Source organism: Serratia sp. EWG9 (assembly GCF_019913725.1).
Classification (GTDB): Bacteria; Pseudomonadota; Gammaproteobacteria; order Enterobacterales; family Enterobacteriaceae; genus Serratia; species Serratia ureilytica.
Map to the genome: position 1 here is coordinate 1,044,495 of NZ_JADNRO010000001.1, position 18,009 is coordinate 1,062,503.

18 protein-coding genes and 1 tRNA gene are annotated in these 18,009 nt (G+C 58.6%); 8 read left to right on the forward strand and 11 right to left on the reverse strand.

All coding sequences use genetic code 11. From position 1 onward, the window contains the following. Positions 1 to 330: 330 nt before the first annotated feature. From ITX55_RS05105 to uvrY, 5 genes are all read right to left on the reverse strand, one after another. Positions 331 to 783 (reverse strand): hypothetical protein, encoded by a 453-nt coding sequence (locus tag ITX55_RS05105; protein ID WP_197756012.1) that lies wholly within the window; start codon positions 781 to 783, stop codon positions 331 to 333. Between the two features lie 359 nt (positions 784 to 1,142). After that, positions 1,143 to 1,218: transfer RNA gene (locus ITX55_RS05110), tRNA-Gly, on the reverse strand. 144 nt (positions 1,219 to 1,362) lie between these two features. Next, the gene (gene pgsA, locus ITX55_RS05115) at positions 1,363 to 1,911 is read right to left on the reverse strand and encodes a CDP-diacylglycerol--glycerol-3-phosphate 3-phosphatidyltransferase (RefSeq protein WP_033642639.1); all 549 of its coding nucleotides are present in this window, start codon (positions 1,909 to 1,911) and stop codon (positions 1,363 to 1,365) included. A gap of 58 nt (positions 1,912 to 1,969) precedes the next feature. After that, positions 1,970 to 3,802 carry an excinuclease ABC subunit UvrC gene (uvrC, locus tag ITX55_RS05120; RefSeq protein ID WP_071845073.1) on the reverse strand — a complete coding sequence of 611 codons (1,833 nt, stop codon included), beginning with the start codon at positions 3,800 to 3,802 and terminating at the stop codon, positions 1,970 to 1,972. After that, entirely contained in the window at positions 3,795 to 4,451 is a 657-nt protein-coding gene (gene uvrY, locus ITX55_RS05125) for a UvrY/SirA/GacA family response regulator transcription factor (protein WP_004927947.1), read from the reverse strand. Before uvrY ends, uvrC begins: the two co-directional genes overlap by 8 nt. Before the next feature lie 694 nt (positions 4,452 to 5,145). Between uvrY and ITX55_RS05130 the strand changes: the two genes are divergently transcribed. Further along, positions 5,146 to 5,370: a DUF2594 family protein gene (locus ITX55_RS05130; RefSeq protein ID WP_004927950.1), complete on the forward strand. Its 225-nt coding sequence runs from the start codon at positions 5,146 to 5,148 to the stop codon at positions 5,368 to 5,370. Between the two features lie 136 nt (positions 5,371 to 5,506). After that, a complete protein-coding gene (locus ITX55_RS05135) occupies positions 5,507 to 5,848 on the forward strand; it encodes a GlpM family protein (protein ID WP_025302360.1) in 342 nt (113 codons plus the stop codon). 17 nt (positions 5,849 to 5,865) lie between these two features. Here ITX55_RS05135 and ITX55_RS05140 read toward each other — a convergent pair whose 3' ends face one another. Together ITX55_RS05140 and ITX55_RS05145 are read right to left on the reverse strand one after the other, a co-directional pair. Beyond that, a complete protein-coding gene (locus ITX55_RS05140) occupies positions 5,866 to 6,297 on the reverse strand; it encodes a hypothetical protein (protein ID WP_033642636.1) in 432 nt (143 codons plus the stop codon). Positions 6,298 to 6,471: 174 nt separating this feature from the next. Then, positions 6,472 to 6,786, reverse strand: coding sequence for a hypothetical protein (locus tag ITX55_RS05145; protein ID WP_033642635.1), 315 nt, complete (start codon positions 6,784 to 6,786; stop codon positions 6,472 to 6,474). 542 nt (positions 6,787 to 7,328) lie between these two features. Between ITX55_RS05145 and ITX55_RS05150 the strand changes: the two genes are divergently transcribed. Continuing rightward, complete coding sequence (locus ITX55_RS05150; RefSeq protein ID WP_033642634.1) at positions 7,329 to 7,688, forward strand: hypothetical protein; 360 nt, start codon at positions 7,329 to 7,331, stop codon at positions 7,686 to 7,688. A gap of 47 nt (positions 7,689 to 7,735) precedes the next feature. Here the strand turns inward: ITX55_RS05150 and ITX55_RS05155 are convergent, their stop codons facing one another. The 4 genes from ITX55_RS05155 to ITX55_RS05170 are packed head-to-tail and all read right to left on the reverse strand — an operon-like array spanning position 7,736 to position 11,325. Continuing rightward, a complete protein-coding gene (locus ITX55_RS05155) occupies positions 7,736 to 9,004 on the reverse strand; it encodes an FAD/NAD(P)-binding oxidoreductase (RefSeq protein WP_197756013.1) in 1,269 nt (422 codons plus the stop codon). Continuing rightward, positions 8,997 to 9,257: a (2Fe-2S)-binding protein gene (locus ITX55_RS05160; RefSeq protein ID WP_197756014.1), complete on the reverse strand. Its 261-nt coding sequence runs from the start codon at positions 9,255 to 9,257 to the stop codon at positions 8,997 to 8,999. Before ITX55_RS05160 ends, ITX55_RS05155 begins: the two co-directional genes overlap by 8 nt. After that, the gene (locus tag ITX55_RS05165) at positions 9,254 to 10,378 is read right to left on the reverse strand and encodes an FAD-binding oxidoreductase (protein WP_108680420.1); all 1,125 of its coding nucleotides are present in this window, start codon (positions 10,376 to 10,378) and stop codon (positions 9,254 to 9,256) included. Before ITX55_RS05165 ends, ITX55_RS05160 begins: the two co-directional genes overlap by 4 nt. After that, complete coding sequence (locus ITX55_RS05170) at positions 10,378 to 11,325, reverse strand: 4-hydroxyproline epimerase (protein WP_108680419.1); 948 nt, start codon at positions 11,323 to 11,325, stop codon at positions 10,378 to 10,380. Before ITX55_RS05170 ends, ITX55_RS05165 begins: the two co-directional genes overlap by 1 nt. A 386-nt stretch (positions 11,326 to 11,711) precedes the next feature. On the opposite strand from ITX55_RS05170, the gene ITX55_RS05175 reads away from it, so the two are divergent. The 5 genes from ITX55_RS05175 to ITX55_RS05195 all read left to right on the forward strand — a co-directional run bounded on the left by ITX55_RS05175 (position 11,712) and on the right by ITX55_RS05195 (position 18,007). After that, on the forward strand, positions 11,712 to 12,566 hold the full coding sequence (locus ITX55_RS05175) for an AraC family transcriptional regulator (RefSeq protein ID WP_033642629.1): 855 nt from the start codon (positions 11,712 to 11,714) through the stop codon (positions 12,564 to 12,566). A 207-nt stretch (positions 12,567 to 12,773) separates the two neighbouring features. Beyond that, positions 12,774 to 13,694 (forward strand): dihydrodipicolinate synthase family protein, encoded by a 921-nt coding sequence (locus ITX55_RS05180; protein ID WP_103101166.1) that lies wholly within the window; start codon positions 12,774 to 12,776, stop codon positions 13,692 to 13,694. A 54-nt stretch (positions 13,695 to 13,748) separates the two neighbouring features. Continuing rightward, entirely contained in the window at positions 13,749 to 15,365 is a 1,617-nt protein-coding gene (locus tag ITX55_RS05185; protein ID WP_108680418.1) for an aldehyde dehydrogenase (NADP(+)), read from the forward strand. Positions 15,366 to 15,409: 44 nt separating this feature from the next. Next, a complete protein-coding gene (locus ITX55_RS05190) occupies positions 15,410 to 16,975 on the forward strand; it encodes an APC family permease (protein WP_033642626.1) in 1,566 nt (521 codons plus the stop codon). An 18-nt stretch (positions 16,976 to 16,993) separates the two neighbouring features. Next, positions 16,994 to 18,007 carry an Ldh family oxidoreductase gene (locus tag ITX55_RS05195; protein WP_033642625.1) on the forward strand — a complete coding sequence of 338 codons (1,014 nt, stop codon included), beginning with the start codon at positions 16,994 to 16,996 and terminating at the stop codon, positions 18,005 to 18,007. The last annotated feature ends 2 nt before the right edge of the window (positions 18,008 to 18,009 follow it).

An 18,009-nucleotide genomic window follows, 5' to 3' on the forward strand; every position in this document is an offset into this window, starting at 1 on the left:
AGGCCAAAGCCGGTGAATCACCCACTTCGTTTTGTTCTTCGGGATTGCGATGATAAAATCGCTTATCCTAATCATCTGATTCTTAAGTAATTTATTTCGTTACTGCCGAATCGATGGACTGCATTATGGACTAAACCCCCCACCTTGGCAACCCCCCGAAATAGCAAAAAGTTCTCTAACGCTTTCAACTGCTTATTTTGTGGGCGCACTGTTCACAATGCCAACGAAAAGGCAAGCGCAATGTTGATATTATATGCATCGGCTCAGAAATTCACGGGCAAAACGGTTCTTTTTCTCGACAGGAATAGCTCTCCCCGGCTTTTCGCTTGCTTATGGCGAAGGGCTATCGTGCAAAACCTCATCGGTCGGGGCATCACGCAATCTTCGACGCCACCATAAAAACCCGGCGAACATTCCCGGTAAGACCGCGATCGCGCCAAAAATACGCTGATCGGCATTCAGCAAACCGGGAGCAATGGCGGACACCACCGCACACAACAGCAGAAACCACCGCAATTGGCGAATGCCTGAATGGGCGATACCGGCAATAGCCCCCGCCAAACATGCCGGCAAAAAACCGAGCGCATAAGAAAAAATGCCGATAAACCCGGCCATGCCCAGCAAGTCGCCGGCATCGAGAAGACTTATTCCCACCCACTCACCGCTGCCGAACGCCATCAGCAGAAACATGAGCACGCCCCCCAACGGCGGGGCGACCAGGCCGAAGAACAGCGCACATCCCGCCGCCGTTCTTATCGGATGCTTTAAAGCACCAGATTCCATACATCCTCCTATGCCCGGTTTCAAAAGACCGACCTACAGCTTCACTTTGCCGATAACCCAGCGATTTGGCGAGGCGACAGCGCAGCCTGGCTGTGCCTGAGAGCTCGGATGGCGTCATACGCCGCATTATTTTCTTCTTGCATGGCGAACCGCCCGACGTATCAAATTATTGTTTCACCGTTTAACGGCTGCATCCAGCAGTATGACAACGACAGGAAAGATACGTGAGAAGAGTCAATAATCGATATGGGAAGATGAAGAAAGGTTTCGCCGAATGGCGCAGAAGCAGAAAACGAAAAAGGGGCCGAAGCCCCTTTTCCTTACCTGCCGAATCACGGGGGATTCAACAGGCTAATGTTTGGAGCGGGAAACGAGGCTCGAACTCGCGACCTCAACCTTGGCAAGGTTGCGCTCTACCAACTGAGCTATTCCCGCATTACCAGAACTGACTGATTTCTTTGCTATCTTTCGGCAATTCATCGTTGTCGTCTGATGCGATGCATTCTACTTACCTGACGTGATGAGTCAATAAAATTGTTGGCCCATCACGATCGTTTGCCGCTTTTTGCAGCGTATCGATCACGGTTCCAGCAAATCGTTACGCGCCGCGTTCAAATATTGGAACATCGACCAGAAAGTCAGCACCGCCGCAATATACAGCAAGCCGATCGCCACATATTCCACAGAGCGATCCGGGCGCCACAGCAAGCCCACCAGCGACATCATCTGCGCCATGGTCTTCACTTTGCCGATCCAGGACACCGCCACGCTGCTGCGTTTGCCAATTTCCGCCATCCACTCGCGCAGCGACGAAATGATGATTTCGCGGGCGATCATGGTGGCCGCCGGCAGCGTGATCCACCAGCTGTGGTAGTGCTCCGCCACCAGCACCAGCGCTACCGCCACCATCACTTTGTCCGCGACCGGATCCAAAAACGCCCCGAAGCGCGTCGTTTGTTTCCAGCGGCGCGCCAGGAAACCGTCAAACCAGTCGGTGACAGCGGCAAACACAAAGATAACGGCGCAAACCATCGGAGCCCAGCTGAACGGCAGGTAAAACGCCAGCACAAAGAATGGGATCAGAACTACGCGAAACAGGGTAAGCCAAGTCGGTATATTCAATTGCATAATGCTACGGTAACTATCTGGCTAAAGTGGAAATTAAGAGTATGTTGCTACATTGCCCTCAGTGTTTCAATGCATTGTAGATCTTTTCTGCCAATGCTTGTGAAATACCCGGCACTTTTGCAATTTCCTCCACGCTGGCGTTCAACAAAGGTTGCAGTCCGCCCATATACTTCAACAGCACCTGGCGCCGTTTCGGCCCTACGCCCTCAATCAGTTCCAGTGCGCTGGTATTTCTGACTTTCGCCCTTCTCTGCCGGTGACCGGTAATCGCATGATTATGTGAATCATCGCGGATGTGTTGGATCACATGCAGCGCCGGCGAATCCGGCGGCAACGAAATCCCTTCGCCTTCCGGCACGAAGAACAACGTTTCTAACCCGGCCTTGCGATCGGCGCCTTTGGCGATGCCGATCAGCAACGGTTTATTCTTGTCCCAGGTGACGTTCAGCGAGTTGAACACGTCGATCGCCATGCCGAGCTGCCCTTTGCCGCCGTCGATGAAAATGACATCCGGGATTTTTTTCTCTTCCAGCGCTTTGCCGTAACGGCGTTTCAGCACCTGCGTCATCGCCGCGTAGTCATCGCCGGGGGTGATGCCGCTAATATTGTAGCGCCGATACTCCGAACGCACCGGGCCGTTTCCGTCGAACACCACGCACGAAGCTACGGTCTGTTCGCCCATGGTATGGCTGATATCGAAGCACTCCATACGATTGATTTCCGCCAGATTCAGCACCTTGGCCAATTCCGCCAGCCGCTGATGGATCGTCGACTGTTGCGAAAGCTTGGTGGTCAACGCCGTTGCCGCGTTGGTGCGGGCCAGCTTCAGATAACGGGCGCGGTCGCCGCGCGGCTTGCTTTGAATTTGGATCTTGCGCCCCGCCAACTCGGAGAGCGATTCTGCGAGCAGGTCCTTTTCCGGCAAGCTGAAATCCAACAGGATCTCGCCGGGCAGCGTGCGCGCCTGGCTGCCCTGCAGGTAAAACTGGCCGACGAAAGTCTGCACCACTTCGCTCATATCCGTACCGCCCGGCACCTTAGGGAAATAGCTGCGGCTGCCCAACACCTTGCCCTGACGGATGAACAGCACGTGCAGGCATGCCATACCGGCGTCGAACGCCACGCCGATGACATCCAGATCGTCACTGTCGCCCGAGACGAACTGCCGCTCGGTAACACGGCGCACGGCCTGAATTTGATCGCGTATGCGCGCCGCCTCTTCGAAATTGAGCAGCTTGCTGGCTTCTTCCATGCGGGCAATCAGCTGGTGCAACACCTGTTGATCTTTGCCCGAAAGAAACAGCCGCACATAGTCCACCTGTTGCCGGTACTCTTCTTCACTCACCAGGCCGGCGACGCAAGGGCCCAGGCAGCGGCCGATCTGATACTGCAGACACGGGCGCGAACGGTTGCGGTACACGCTGTTTTCGCACTGGCGGATCGGGAACAGCTTCTGCAGCAGCGCCAGCGTTTCGCGCACGGCGTAAGAGTTGGGAAAAGGACCGAAATATTCGCCCTTGGCGTGTTTGGCGCCGCGATGCACCGCTAAACGGGGATGGGTATCGGCGCTGAGAAAAATCAGCGGATAAGATTTATCGTCTCGCAAAAGAACATTATATCGCGGTTGGTACAATTTAATGTAGTTATGTTCCAACAACAGCGCTTCTGTTTCGGTATGGGTAACCGTTACGTCTATTTGCGCGATATTTTTAACCAGCGTTTCGGTTTTACGGCTGCTGACCTGCTGCCGAAAATAGCTGGCGAGACGTTTTTTCAGGTCTTTGGCTTTACCGACGTAGATCACCGTGCCAGTGGCGTCATACATACGATAGACGCCAGGTTGGCTGGTGACGGTACTCAGGAAAGCTTTGGCATCAAAACGGTCATTCACTGCTTAACAACGTCTCCGCATTGAACAATCCATGTCGGATGGCCAGGTGGGTCAGTTCGACGTCGCCGCTGATATTCAATTTGCTGAACATACGGTAACGGTAACTGTTCACCGTTTTCGGGCTGAGACTCAGTTGCTCCGAGATCTCATTCACTTTTTTGCCTTTGGTGATCATCAACATGATCTGCAGCTCGCGCTCAGACAGGCAGCTGAACGGCGTTTCGGCCTGCGGCTCCAGCTGGCTCAGAGCCATTTGCTGGGCGATGTCAGACGCGATGTAGCGCTGCCCCGCATGCACGGAACGCAAGGCGTTAATCACTTCCTGCGGCGCGGCGCCCTTGCTCAGGTAGCCGGCGGCACCCGCCTGCATCACCTTCGCGGGCAAGGGATTTTCGGTATGGATAGTCAGCATGATGACTTTGACGTCGGGTGCATAACGCACAATCTTGCGCGTGGCTTCCAGCCCGCCAATGCCCGGCATATTCATGTCCATCAGCACGATATCGACAGCGTTGCCACGGCACCATTTTACGGCGTCTTCACCGCACTGGGCCTCACCGACAACTTTTATACCTTTGATATCTTCAAGAATGCGTCGTATCCCTGCGCGCACCAGTTCGTGGTCATCAACAAGAAGAACGCTAATCAAGGAAAATTCTCCAAAAAAAGGGAGTAACGCAATCAGCCTCTGTTTTCGCCAGAGATATTACTTGTTTTTCAGACAAGAATGAACACAGATTAATACATACTTCCGAATAACTTTGCGGAGCATAGCTGATTTTTCAATTTTAGCCGTCTATGCCGCCGATAAATCGTCACGTCGGAAAAGATCGAGCGACGAAAATAATTTCGTCGCGCTGCGTCAGACACAGGATAGCGCGACAATCATGCCGCGAGGGAGAAATCTGTGTAAGCAATCACGACATGAATAATATTAACACGGCTGTTGGCTGTTTGTAATCATTTGATATTTAAAGCCGCGGCCAACGCGAGCCTGACAGCCAGCGTACAAAACTATTATTACCGACCAACGCCGGCAAAATCAGTGCCACCCGCCCCTAATAATTATAATAACCCCGATTGTTCAACAATAACGAGCCGGGCAAATACTTGTTAACCGCCTCGAAATAACTGGCCGACAATGGATGACCCGGACGTGCAATGAGCAAACTTCACCCACCAGCGCCGCCAGAGCAAGCCCGGTGCAGATGGCTGACGCATGCTATGCTATACTCCGCGCCCAGTTAAATTCGCCGCCGTGCGTGGGCAACTTGCCTATAGTCCGCGCGCGGTGCGCTAAAGCAGCTTGTATCAGGCTACGGCCTCAAAAATCAGGAGAGAAAATGAGCAACGTTGATTTCACTACGTCTGCAAACCCGGAGATCTTGGCGACCGAGGTTGCCTGCCTCAAAGCCACGCTGACGCTGATCCTGAAGTCGATCGGCCAGGCCGATGCCGGGAAAGTCATCATCAACATGGAACGTTTCATCGCCCAGATTGAAGATCCGACTCAGGCGGAAATCTTCAAGAACAGCATTCAGCAAATCAAGCACGCTTACCGCCAGTAAACGTTGCCGCTCAGACCCGCGATTCATGCGGGTCTGTTTTTCCCCGCACTACGCAATACGCAATACGCAATACGCCATTGATTCTGCTCAGGCTTTCGGGCAGTGTGTTGGCTTTCCCCCGACACCCGAGACCGTTATGGGCATCCTTGTCAAAGCGCTGATAGGCGCGCTGGTCGTGGTTCTGATCGGCCTGCTGGCCAAAACGCGCAACTATTATATCGCCGGTTTAGTCCCGCTCTTCCCCACTTTCGCTTTGATTGCGCATTATGTTGTCGGCAGCGAACGTTCAATAGCGGCGCTGAAAACGACGCTGATTTTCGGCATGTGGGCGGTGTTGCCCTATCTGGTGTATTTGATTTCGCTGTATTTCCTGATTAACAGTCTGCGGCTGTCGTTAGCGCTGGGGGCGGCGGTACTGTGCTGGATTGCGGCGGCGTGGCTATTAATTACGCTGTGGGGATGGTGGCAAGGGCGTTAACGCCCTTGCCTGGGCGGTTACGGCCGCCCAGCCTGCAAAACGAAGCCTCGCTGCCGATCGCCGGCGATCCGCAGATAGCGGCTTTCACCGGCGCGCAGCGTCATCGGCACGCTGCCGCTGGTATCTCGCCAAATACACAGAGAGTTCTCTATCATATCTTGCCCGATGCTCACCGAAGTATTGCCCGGCGGCACGCGAAACTCCGCTTTTTCTTTCGCGCCCAGCGAAGCGGCGAACTCCCCATTCACATAAACGCCGGTGCGGCAGCTACCCGCCAGCATTCCACTGTCGCGCACCACCACCACCGTGGCGTATGGCGTATCCGGGATATTCTGATAAAGCATCAGACGGCTTGGGGGCGGTAATTCAGCCTGTTGCGGTGGTACGGCTTGGGTCGCACATCCCGTCAACAGTGCAGAGGCGAACAACAACGCGGCGTAATGCTTCATCCTTGGCTCCTGAAAAAAATAATGCTTATCGTAACAAGAGAATAGCTGCTGTCAGTAGCCTTCATGTCGCAAAGACGAAAAAATCGGATAACTTCCCACTCATCGCCCAGCGCGTCTTTCATGATAAGAAGATTCTGCATTAAAGACCTTGAAATAAAGGCGATTTTTACAAATTTAAAACTTTACCATGCCGCGTTGGATATCTGCCGCAAACGCATCACTGACATAGCTGAAGCCATCCGGCGTGACGTAAACCCGGGTATGACCGGTCTCTGACAGCACCGCCACCATATATCCCAGACTGAGCATTTCATGCGAAGGAACATTCATCGGCGTTAGAAATCCGCGTCCGCGGCACCACTGATAAAAGCGAGTTCGCCCATATCCCAACACGGTGCCAACATCGGAAAGGTGCTTAAAATTATCATAATCCCCTGATGGTGAAGGCAAACCGCCATGGCTTTCAGGCGTTTTCTTTATCCCAGACAAAATAAACTCCTTTTTTGAACCTGTCGCTAACGGTTATCCCTCATCTGAGCTGAATTTAAAAAATCCAAATTTAAAATGCAAATGAATTCCCTGTAACTAAAAAGTATTTAATGGAAGAATTCCGAAAATAAAGGCACAATAAAAAAACAGAAATAAAAAAATAGAGCATTAATACCGTGCATTAAAACTTGGCCATGGGTAAATATCTTAATTCAAAATTCCATTTAAACAGGATAAGAAAATACTTAGCTTGCATACTGTTCTTCCCTCTCATAACGCTGAGATAATGACCAGGCCATGCAGCAAAAAGAGAAAAGATATAAAATCGCTCTGCCCACACACTCTCATCGTCAGATCTGCCCCTTGTAAGCCTCTCCCCTATCGCCGACGGCGCATTTCAGGGTGCCGTTGCCTCAATCACACCTAAACAATAACCATTATCATTTCCAATTGTGTCGTCAGTTGATTACACTTTTTCGCATCGCTGGTTGGGAAGATTCCTAGTCAGTGATCACCAGGATAGAGGAAGAGTTAGGGACACCATGAAGAATTACCGTTGTTTGATTGTTTTGCCGTTATTGATGATGACTGCCTGTACCCAATGGGAAAGACCCGGCGCAGTTGAGAGCACCCGAAATGCCGAATATGCCGAATGCCGCAGTCGGGGCTACGATCGCTTCCCGCCAGACGTCGTGCGGGACGTAGAGTTCAGCTACGAAAACAAATACATCCCTTGCGAGAAGAATAAGAAAGATTGTCCATCGGGATATCGCTATGACAAAGAGCCGTCGATCAAAACGGTACAGACCGATCGCAATCAGTCAGCCCGAAACGCCACCATCGAGGCTTGTATGTACGGCAAGGGCTGGCGAGAGAAAACCTACTATTGGCCGCAGTGGTGATGCAGCGAAATCGATTTGGACTGAAACGCCACTGCCGCGATGCCCCATCAATTATCGTCGTCGCTGCAATGCCTTCCCAGAGCAACCAGCGTTTCCGTCCGCACCGGCGTTAAAGGGGCGCGTGGCGGCGGCAAAGGCCACCCCAACAGGTGCCGCGCCGCCGTCGCGCAAACCTTGCCCTGACAGGCTCCCATACCACAGCGGCTGCTCAGCTTGGCCGTGTTCCAGTCAGGTTGATGGCATACCTGTTCCAGCGTGACGTCTTCGCAGCGGCACAGCAGCGTCTGCGGTTTGGCCAGATAACTCATGCGTTCATCAAGCGCAAAAGCGGCCGCTGTCGACGTGGCGAAACGCCGCCATCGCCGCCGCTGCGCCGTCAGGGATTCGGCTTTTGCCTTTTGCCCGGTGGCGGCATAACCGGCGATGGCGCCGGTGGTGAGCGCCAGTTCACTGCCGCCGATACCGGTACACTCCCCGGCGGCATAAATTTGCGCCTGGCTGGTTTGCTGCCAATAATCCACCGCGACGGCGTCGTGTGCGATCCGGCATCCCAGCAGCATCGCCAGTTCAATATTCGCCACCAGACCGAAGCCGCAGGCCAGCCTGTCGCAGGCCACCGTACTTTCCCGCCCGCCGTTGCCGACGCGCACTGACGTCAAGCGCTCTTGCCCCAATGCCGCCAATACTCGGCTATCGGCACGGTAATGAGGCTGAATCAGAGAAAACGACTGACGCAGCTTGGACGGCCAACGCCACAGGCCGCCGGCGAATGCCGCCAATCGCCGCAGCACTGCCTGTTCCGCTACCAGCACGACCTCGCCACCGGCCTGTTTCACACTTTTCGCCACCGCTAACAGCAACGGACCGCTGCCGGCTATCACCACCCGCTCGCCGCGGATCGCCAGCCCCTGCTTGATTTGCGCCTGTAGACCACCGGCGCCGCTCACTCCCGGCAACGTCCAGCCAGGAAATGGCAACAGCAGTTCACGGGCGCCATTGCATAGAATCAGCTTTTGATAGCGAATCACGCCGCAGCCTTCGGCGTCTTCATACGCCAATCGGTTAGCGCCACACTGCGCCACCAGCTTGCAGCCGGAGTGCAGCACAATATTTTCCCGCGCCGCCATCGCCTGCCGATATCGTCTCGCCGCTTCAGGCAAAGCCACCTGCGGCCCATCACGCCAGATTTGCCCACCGGGGTGCGGATTATCATCGATCACCCGTATCTGCCCTCCGTTTTCCGCCGCCGCCTGCGCTGCCGCCATGCCGGCCGGCCCGGCGCCGACGATCAGCACCTCGCAATCGAAGTCACTCATCATAGCTCCTCTCAATTCGCATGTCGGATTGGCACAACGTCTGGCACGCCAGGCGGCGCAGACCGTTAATGGTTACCCGGCACTCCTGACAAACGCCCATGCCGCAAAATGGTGCGCGCGGCTGGCGTGAAATCGACAACCGGCAATGATCCCCGCCGCACAAACTGAGCGCCGCGGCAACGCTGATGCCAACCGGCACCCGGTAAGGTTTACCGTCGATGCTCAACGCGAGCGTGTTTTGCCTCTCTTTCATACGGACAGCTCCTCGGCGGCAAACGCCCGCGACGCCAAATACGGGAAATCATCAATCTCCGGCGCCTGCCGGCCGATCTGCGCAGCAAGCAGCGCGGCGCTGCCGAGGGCGGTCGTGACGCCCAGCCCCTCGTGCCCCAACGCCAACCACAACCAGGTATGCTGCGGATGCGCGCCCAACAGCGGCAATCCATCGGCAGAGGCGGCGCGCAGCCCGGTCCAACAGCGAATGATGTTCAGCTGCGCCAGTGCGGGCAAGAAATGCTGCGCGCGCATGAGCATCGCCGCCAGCAGCGGCATATCCAATGACGAATCGACGGAATCGAACTGGCGGGAAGAACCGATCAGCCATTGCCCGGTGGGCCGCGCCTGCACATTGAACGCTACGGAGGCGCCGTCGCTGGCATGCGCGCTGGCGCCATACCCCAGCTCCACCAACTGATGCCGCACCCGCGGCGGATAACGATCGGTGATCGCCAGGTGGCCCTTCTTGGCACGCAGCAACGGCTGCGACAACAAATCATTGGCCCGCAGGCCGCAGGCCAAGACGACCACCGGCGCCGCCAGCTCTCTGCCGTCCGCCAACCGCACCGCCGCCTCGTCCAGCGCGATCGCTTCACCCTGCACCACATCGATCGCCGCGCCAGCGTCGGCCAACAGCCAACGCGCCGCGTGCGGCGCATACAAAATGCCGTCGCCCGGCACCCGCAGCCCACCGGCAAGCCCCTGCCGCAGCATCGGCTCCATGGCGGCAACCTGCTCCGCCGTCAGCAGTTCCGCCGCCACGCCCTGCTCCGCCAGCCGTGCCCGCTTCTGTTCGGCGATGGCCATTTCATTCGCTTGTTCCGCCAACCACAGCGTTCCGCAGCCGCGCCAGGCGCAGGCTTGCGGCATCCGGCCCGTCACTTCACGCCATAACCGCAGCGAATAAGCGCTCAACGCCAGCTCGGCCGGGTTGTCGTCCATGCATACCAGGTGCCCCATGCTGGCGGCGGTGGCGCCGGCGCGACAGTCGTCCACCACCGAGACGCGGTACCCCTCCCTCGCCAACCGCCAGGCGCAGGCGGCGCCGATGATGCCGGCACCCACCACGATGGCATCAACTCCCCGTCCGCCGCCCATCAGCGTATGCCCCAGACAAAAGGATCGCGTTCGTCGAGCAGCAGTTGGCTATCGGCGCATACATAAGCCTGCCCACGAATAAAGGGGGTGATGCGCTCGCCGTTCCAGCGGTAATAAGCCAGGAATTCGCTGCCGATGACGCTGGCCTGGCGCCAGTGCATATCGGGCGCCAGTTTGCCGTCCGCCGCCAGACACGCCAGCTTGGCGCTGGTGCCGGTGCCGCACGGCGATCGATCGTAGGCCTTGCCGGGGCACAGCACGAAGCTGCGGCTGTCGGCCTGCGGATCGTCACCGAACAGCTCGATATGGTCGATCGCCTCGCCGTCTTCGCCACGAATGCCCGCCTGTTCAAGCGCCTGCCGGACCGCCCAGGTGAACGCGGTCAGCGCCTCCAGATTATGTTTATCGATGGTCAACGGCGACTCGCCGATGAGGAAAAACCAGTTTCCCCCCCAGGCAATGTCCCCCGTCACCGGGCCGTAACCGGCCACCTCAACTCGCACCTGGTGGCGATAACGATAAGCCGCCACGTTCTCTACGGTAACGCTGCCGTCATCATGCAGCGTGGCGTTCACCGGGCCGACCGGGGTCTCGATCAGATGACGCCCGGCGCGGATGCGCCCGAGATGCGCCAACGAAGCAATCAGCCCGATAGTGCCGTGGCCGCACATGCCCAGATAGCCGGTGTTGTTGAAAAAGATCACCCCGGCGGTAGCCTGCGGCGAACAAGGCCGACACAACAACGCCCCCACCAACACGTCATTGCCGCGGGGTTCGAGCATCACCGCGCAGCGCCAATCGTCATAATGTTGCGCGAAATGCGCCCGCCGTTCCGCCATGCTGCCTTCGCCAAGATCGGGGAAGCCTTCGACGATCAGCCGGGTCGGCTCCCCGCCGGTATGAGAATCGATCGCCCGCAAAGCGGTGATATGCGCAGAAAGTGCCATCGGCGTCTCCAGGGTTAATGAGATGTTACCAATGGCGTTAGCCTGAACGAATGCGCGCATGACGGCTTGATGCGTTTCGGCGTGGCGAATGAAGAAATCAGCACAATGAGGCCAGGCTAGCCTGGCCCATCACGGGCATACGTTTAACGCAACCATAACAATAACTTATTTATCATGACGTTACTTTCATGCTAGACCACCGCGTAGCGAGAAATACCGCAGTTTTCAAGCAACCGGCGCGCGCGTCCGGCAAAAGTATGCGGCGATCCGCATATTTGGTAGCCAGCCGGAAATAGCGCTTGATTCGTTACAAAAAAGTTAATATTGATGCGAAAGCGCCAACCTAGCCGCCTGTTTTTCCGGCTAACGACCGAAAAGGGACTGCTATGCGATCCATTTCAGACCATCAACATCAGATTTCTCCCTCACCGCCTGCCCTGGTGGAGCTGCCGGATCAGGAGGACGTTTTCGCCGTCGAACATTTGTCGCGCCTGTGCGACGGGCTGGCGCAGCAGCGTCCGAACAACCTGCGCGATCTGCTCAATACGCTGGCGCTGATCGCGCCGTTGCTGAACGCGATTCCCAATGTGGTGTTCTTTATCAAAGACGCCCAGGCGCGCTACCTGTTGGCCAACCTGACGCTGGCCAGGCGCTGCGGCTTCAAGACCGTCGCGCCGCTGCTGGGCAAGACGTCCGCCGACGTTTTCCCCGCGCAGCTCGGATCAGGCTACACCGAGCAAGATCTGCGGGTATTGCGCCACGGCGTGCTGATCCAGGATCAGCTGGAAATGCACCTGTACAACGGCCGTGAAACCGGCTGGTGCCTGACGCAAAAGCTGGCGCTGTACGACGCGCAGGGAAAAATCATCGGAATGGCGGGCATTTCACACGATCTGCAAGAGGCCAAAGCCAATCATCCGGCTTACCAACGGCTGGCCGCGATCGACGTATACATCCGCCGCCACTACGCCCGGCCGATCGCGCTCGAGGAGCTGACGGCGTTGACCGGGTTATCGGTGGCGCAGATAGAACGCTACTGCAAACGTATCTTCCACCTCACTCCGCGCCAGATGATCCACAAAGTGCGGCTGGAAAAGGCCACGGAACTGCTGGCGGGCGAGCTGCCGATCACCGACATCGCGCTGCAGTGCGGCTATACCGATCACAGCGCCTTCAGCCGTCAGTTCAAAGCGATGACCGGTTCCACGCCGCGCGATTTCCGCCTGACACTTTCCGCTTAATACGCTGATTTACCAAATTAAAATCATTCTTTATGGCGCACCGGCGCCCGATTTCTGCATGCCCGCTTTCCGGCGCCATTGTGCCAATTTCGTCGCAGCAATCGGCGAAAAGCGTCAAGCCTCCCTGTGCAATACCGGTCAATCTGTCGGTGAGCCTCACCAAAGATTCACTTTTTATTAACACTTTCGAATGACAGGACAAACACGATGAGCCATAAAACCCTAAGCTGGAGCGGCGTATTCCCGGCGGTGACGACCCAGTTCCGCAACGATTTTTCTCTGGACCTCGACGCCACGCATACGGTGATCAAAAACCTGGTGCGCGACGGCGTCTCCGGCCTGGTCGTCTGCGGCACCGTCGGTGAAAACACCTCGATGACGGTACAGGAAAAGCTGGCGGTGATCGAAGTGGCAAAGGACGCCGCCGACGGCCAAGTGCCGGTGATCGCCGGCATCGCCGAATTCACCACCGCCTTCGCGCAAAACATGGCGCGTGAAGCGCAAAAGGCAGGCGTCGACGGCATTATGGTGATGCCGGCGCTGGTCTACTCCGCCAAGCCGCACGAAACCGCCGCGCACTTTCGCAGCGTCGCCGGCGCTACCGATCTGCCGATCATGGTCTACAACAACCCTCCCATTTACAAAAATGACGTCACGCCCGACATCCTGACCTCACTGGTCGACTGCGAGAACATCGTGTGTTTCAAAGACTCGTCGGGCGACACCCGCCGCTTTATCGATCTGCGCAACGAAGTCGGCGATCGCTTCGTACTGTTCGCCGGATTGGATGATGTGGTGCTGGAGAGCATCGCCGTCGGCGCGCAAGGCTGGATCTCTGGCATGTCCAACGCTTTCCCGCGCGAAGGGGAAACCCTGTTCCGTCTGGCGAAGGAAAAACGCTATGAGGAAGCGCTGGCGCTGTACAGCTGGTTCATGCCGCTGCTGCATCTCGATGCCCGCCCCGATCTGGTGCAATGCATCAAGCTGTGCGAACAGCGGGTCGGCCGCGGCAGCGCCATCACTCGCCCGCCGCGTCTGGCGCTGCAGGGTGAAACGCTCTCCGAAATCAACGCCGTGATCGATAAAGCGCTGGCCACTCGTCCCGCGCTGCCGAACGTCGGCCTGTAACGCCTTCACCGCCCGGCCACGCCGGGCGTCGCACTTTCTCTACCGGGGGGACCCATGCCCAACGCTCGCGATGCCGCCATCAGCGGCCAACAATTTATCGGCGGCCAGCGCCGTGCTACGGGAGAAGCGGCGCTGCTCAGCCTGCGCGCCGACGACGGTCAGCCGACCGGCTACCGCTTCCACCAGGCTACGGCGGCAGAAACCGCCGCCGCCGCCGAAGCCGCCGCGGCGGCCTTTGATCCCTATTCGCAATGCAGCGCCGAACAACGCGCGAGTTTTCTCGACGCCATCGCCGAGGAGCTGGACGCGTTGGATGAGACCTTCTTCGCCTTCGCCATGCAGGAAACCGCTCTGCCGCCGGCGCGGTTAAGCGGCGAACGCGCCAGAACCAGCGGCCAGATGCGGCTGTTCGCCACGCTGCTGCGACGCGGCGACGTCGAGGGCGTGCGCATCGACTGCGCGTTGCCGCTGCGTTCTCCTCTGCCGCGTCCCGATCTGCGTCAATATCGCACGGCGCTCGGTCCGGTGGCGGTGTTCGGCGCCAGCAACTTTCCGCTGGCGTTTTCCACCGCGGGCGGTGATACCGCCGCCGCGCTCGCCGCCGGCTGCCCGGTCGTGTTCAAGGCACACAGCGGCCATATGATCACCGCCGAGCTGACCGCTCAGGCGATCGAGCGCGCAAGGGAACGTATGGGCATGCCCACCGGCGTCTTCAACATGATCTTCGGCAACCGTGTAGGAGCCGAGCTGGTGCAGCATCCGGCGATTCAGGCCGTGGGGTTTACCGGCTCACTGCAAGGCGGCCGGGCGCTGTTCGATCTGGCCGCGCAGCGTCCCCAGCCGATCCCGGTCTTCGCCGAGATGTCGAGCATTAACCCGGTCGTGATCCTGCCGCAGGCGTTGGCTCGGCGCGGGCAGCACATCGCGCAGGAACTGGTCTCCTCCTTCACGCTCGGCTGTGGCCAGTTTTGCACCAAGCCCGGCGTGATCGTCGCGCTGCGCGGCGTCGCCTTCGAACGGTTGGCCGCGACGATGAGCGCATTGGTCGACGCCGCCCCCCCACAGCCGATGCTGAATGCCGGCACGCTGGAGCACTACCGGCGCGGGCTGGCCGCGCTCGATGCCCATCCGCACATACGGCATCTGGCGGGGGGGCACGAGATTCTGCCCCACCGGGCAGCGGCGCAGCTTTATCAGGCGGAGGAAACATTGCTGCTGCAGGCCGATCCGCTGCTGCAAACAGAGGTCTTCGGCCCGGCCAGCGTGCTGGTGGCGGTAGATAACGAAGCGCAGCTGCATGCGGCGCTGGCGGCGTTGCAAGGCCAGCTGACCGTCACGCTGCTGGCGGAAGACGGCGATCTCGATATGGCCGCCGGGCTGACGGCATTGCTGACGCGCAAAGCCGGCCGGGTGCTGTTCAACGGGTATCCAACCGGGGTAGAGGTGTGCGACGCCATGGTGCACGGGGGCCCTTATCCGGCGACCAGCGACGCACGCGGCACCTCGGTAGGCACGCTGGCCATCGAGCGTTTCCTGCGGCCGGTCTGCCTGCAAAACACCCCAGCGGCGCTGCTGCCGCCGCCGCTGCAGGACGCCAACCCGCTCAACCTGCTGCGGCTGGTGAACGGCGTTTACACCCGAGATCCCATAGTTTCACCTGCCCAACATTAGCCCGGCCGCATCTGCCTGCCACTCAATAACAAAAGGGTAATACCATGACAACCCAAGGCAAATTCAAGAAGCAGCTTACGCTCACCGATCTGACGTTCATCGGTCTGGGCGCCATATTCGGCTCAGGCTGGCTGTTCGCCGCCAGCCATGTCTCCTCCATCGCCGGCCCCGCCGGCATCTATTCCTGGCTGATCGGCGGCCTGGCGGTGCTGCTGCTGGGCATCGTCTACTGCGAGCTGGGCGCCGCCCTGCCGCGCGCCGGCGGCATCATTCGCTATCCGGTGTTCTCGCACGGCGAATTGATGGGCTATCTGCTGGGGTTTATCACGCTGATCGCCTTCTCCAGCCTGATCGCTATCGAGGTCGTCGCCGCCCGTCAGTACGCCGCCGCCTGGTTCCCGCTCCTCAGCCAGCCGGGTTCCGGCGATCCGACAGCGCTCGGCTGGCTGGTGCAGTTGGCGCTGCTGTGCTTTTTCTTCGCGCTCAACTACTACAGCGTCAAAACCTTCGCCAAATCCAATAATCTCATCAGCGTGCTGAAGTTTCTGGTGCCGCTGTTGGTGATCGTGGTGCTGTTCAGCTTTTTCAAACCGGAAAACCTGCACAGCCAGGGCTTTGCCCCCTTCGGCTCCGCCGGGGTTGAAGCCGCCATTTCCGCCGGCGGCATCATCTTCGCCTACCTCGGCCTGACGCCGATCATTTCGGTCGCCAGCGAGGTGCAAAAACCGCAGCGCACCATTCCCATCGCGCTGATCCTGTCGGTAGTGCTGTCCACCATCATCTATGTGCTGCTGCAGATAGCGTTTCTCGGCAGTATCCCCAGCGAGATGCTGAGCGGCGGCTGGGCCGGCATCAGCCAACAGTTTTCCCTGCCTTTCCGCGATATCGCCATCACGCTCGGCATGGGATGGCTGGCGTTTCTGGTGGTCAGCGACGCGATCGTTTCGCCCAGCGGCACCGGCAACATCTACATGAACGCCACGCCTCGCGTGATCTACGGGTGGGCGCGCGCCGGCACCTTCTTCAAACTGTTCACCCGGGTGGATGGTGAATCCGGTATCCCGCGCCCGGCGTTGTGGCTGACCTTCGCCCTCTCGGTCTTCTGGACGCTGCCGTTCCCATCGTGGGAAAAGCTGATCGGCGTGGTGTCCGCCGCGCTGGTGCTGAGTTACGCCATCGCCCCGGTCACCGCCGCCGGGCTGCGGCGCAATGCGCCCGATATGCCGCGTCCGTTCCGGGTGCGCGGTTTCTGCGTGCTCGGCCCGCTGTCATTTATCATTTCGGCGCTGATCGTCTTCTGGTCCGGCTGGGACACCGTCTCCTGGTTGCTCGGCTTGCAGATACTGATGTTCTTCATCTACATCCTGTTCAAGAATCAGGTGCCGACCCACGCCGTTAGCCTCAGGCAGCAAATTTGGTCCTCGCTGTGGCTAATCGTCTTCTATGCGCTGACGATCGCGCTTTCCTACCTTAGCAGTTTCGGCGGCATCGGCGCTATTGCTCATCCGTGGGACACCCTCACCATGGCGGTGATTGCGCTGGCGATTTACTACTGGGGCGCCTATACCTGTTTACCCCAGGCCAATTTTATCGGCGATGAAGAAGAATGACCCAGGGAGGACATCGAAATGACAACCATGCACGTTTTGTCGCTGGAACACGCTTATCAACTGGCGCTACGCGCACTGCGCTGCAACGGCTTCAATCAGGCGCATGCCGAGACAGTGGCGCAAAATGTCATTCAGGGCGAGCGCGACGGCTGTGCTTCGCACGGGTTGTACCGGCTGTTGGGCTGCGTCCGCTCATTACGGGCGGGCAAAGTCTCTGCCGATGCGAAACCCAGGCTCTTCGACCAGGCGCCGGCCATCTTGCGCGCCGATGCCGGCGGCGCCTTTTCCCTGCTCGCCTACCGCACCGCTCTGCCGGCCTTTATCGATAAGGTGCGCGCCAACGGCATCGCCGCCCTGGCGATCAACCGCTGCGTGCATTTCTCCGCGCTGTGGGCCGACATCGAACCGCTGACCGAACAGGGTTTAGTGGCCTTAGCCTGCACGCCCAGCCACGCCTGGGTGACGCCGGCCGGCGGTTCACGCCCGCTATTCGGCACCAACCCCATCGCCTTCGGCTGGCCGCGCCCGGCTCGGCCGCCGTTTTTGTTCGATATGGCCACCAGCGCGGCGGCGCGCGGCGAAATCGAATTGCATCGCCGCGCCGGCACCCCGCTGCCGGAAGGCTGGGGCATTGATAAGGCAGGCAACCCCTCCACCGACGCCGCCAGCGTGTTGGAGGGCGCGATGCTGACTTTCGGCGGCCATAAAGGCTCGGCGCTGGCGGCCATGGTTGAATTGTTGGCTGGGCCGCTGATCGGCGACATGACCAGCAAAGAATCGCTGGCCTATGACGACGGCACGGGTTCATCGCCCTACGGCGGTGAACTGATCATCGCGTTGGATCCCGAGCGTTTTCTCGGCGCGGATAAGGAGCGGTATTTCGCCAGCGCGGAGGCGATGTTTGCCGACATGCAAGCGCAAGGCGCCCGCATTCCCGGCGAGCGGCGCTATCGGCAACGACGCCACAGCGAACAATACGGCGTGGAAATCCCCAGGACGCTGTACGACGAGATAGCGGCGCTGTGCGATTAGCG

What these genes read in the sequence shown, in the direction of transcription:
- ITX55_RS05105 (WP_197756012.1), bottom strand. Translation starts at nt 783, where the DNA reads ATGGAATCTGGTGCTTTAAAGCATCCGATAAGAACGGCGGCGGGATGT.
- pgsA (WP_033642639.1), bottom strand. Translation starts at nt 1,911, where the DNA reads ATGCAATTGAATATACCGACTTGGCTTACCCTGTTTCGCGTAGTTCTG.
- ITX55_RS05130 (WP_004927950.1), top strand. Translation starts at nt 5,146, where the DNA reads ATGAGCAACGTTGATTTCACTACGTCTGCAAACCCGGAGATCTTGGCG.
- ITX55_RS05135 (WP_025302360.1), top strand. Translation starts at nt 5,507, where the DNA reads ATGGGCATCCTTGTCAAAGCGCTGATAGGCGCGCTGGTCGTGGTTCTG.
- ITX55_RS05140 (WP_033642636.1), bottom strand. Translation starts at nt 6,297, where the DNA reads ATGAAGCATTACGCCGCGTTGTTGTTCGCCTCTGCACTGTTGACGGGA.
- ITX55_RS05150 (WP_033642634.1), top strand. Translation starts at nt 7,329, where the DNA reads ATGAAGAATTACCGTTGTTTGATTGTTTTGCCGTTATTGATGATGACT.
- ITX55_RS05155 (WP_197756013.1), bottom strand. Translation starts at nt 9,004, where the DNA reads ATGAGTGACTTCGATTGCGAGGTGCTGATCGTCGGCGCCGGGCCGGCC.
- ITX55_RS05160 (WP_197756014.1), bottom strand. Translation starts at nt 9,257, where the DNA reads ATGAAAGAGAGGCAAAACACGCTCGCGTTGAGCATCGACGGTAAACCT.
- ITX55_RS05165 (WP_108680420.1), bottom strand. Translation starts at nt 10,378, where the DNA reads ATGGGCGGCGGACGGGGAGTTGATGCCATCGTGGTGGGTGCCGGCATC.
- ITX55_RS05170 (WP_108680419.1), bottom strand. Translation starts at nt 11,325, where the DNA reads ATGGCACTTTCTGCGCATATCACCGCTTTGCGGGCGATCGATTCTCAT.
- ITX55_RS05175 (WP_033642629.1), top strand. Translation starts at nt 11,712, where the DNA reads ATGCGATCCATTTCAGACCATCAACATCAGATTTCTCCCTCACCGCCT.
- ITX55_RS05180 (WP_103101166.1), top strand. Translation starts at nt 12,774, where the DNA reads ATGAGCCATAAAACCCTAAGCTGGAGCGGCGTATTCCCGGCGGTGACG.
- ITX55_RS05185 (WP_108680418.1), top strand. Translation starts at nt 13,749, where the DNA reads ATGCCCAACGCTCGCGATGCCGCCATCAGCGGCCAACAATTTATCGGC.
- ITX55_RS05190 (WP_033642626.1), top strand. Translation starts at nt 15,410, where the DNA reads ATGACAACCCAAGGCAAATTCAAGAAGCAGCTTACGCTCACCGATCTG.
- ITX55_RS05195 (WP_033642625.1), top strand. Translation starts at nt 16,994, where the DNA reads ATGACAACCATGCACGTTTTGTCGCTGGAACACGCTTATCAACTGGCG.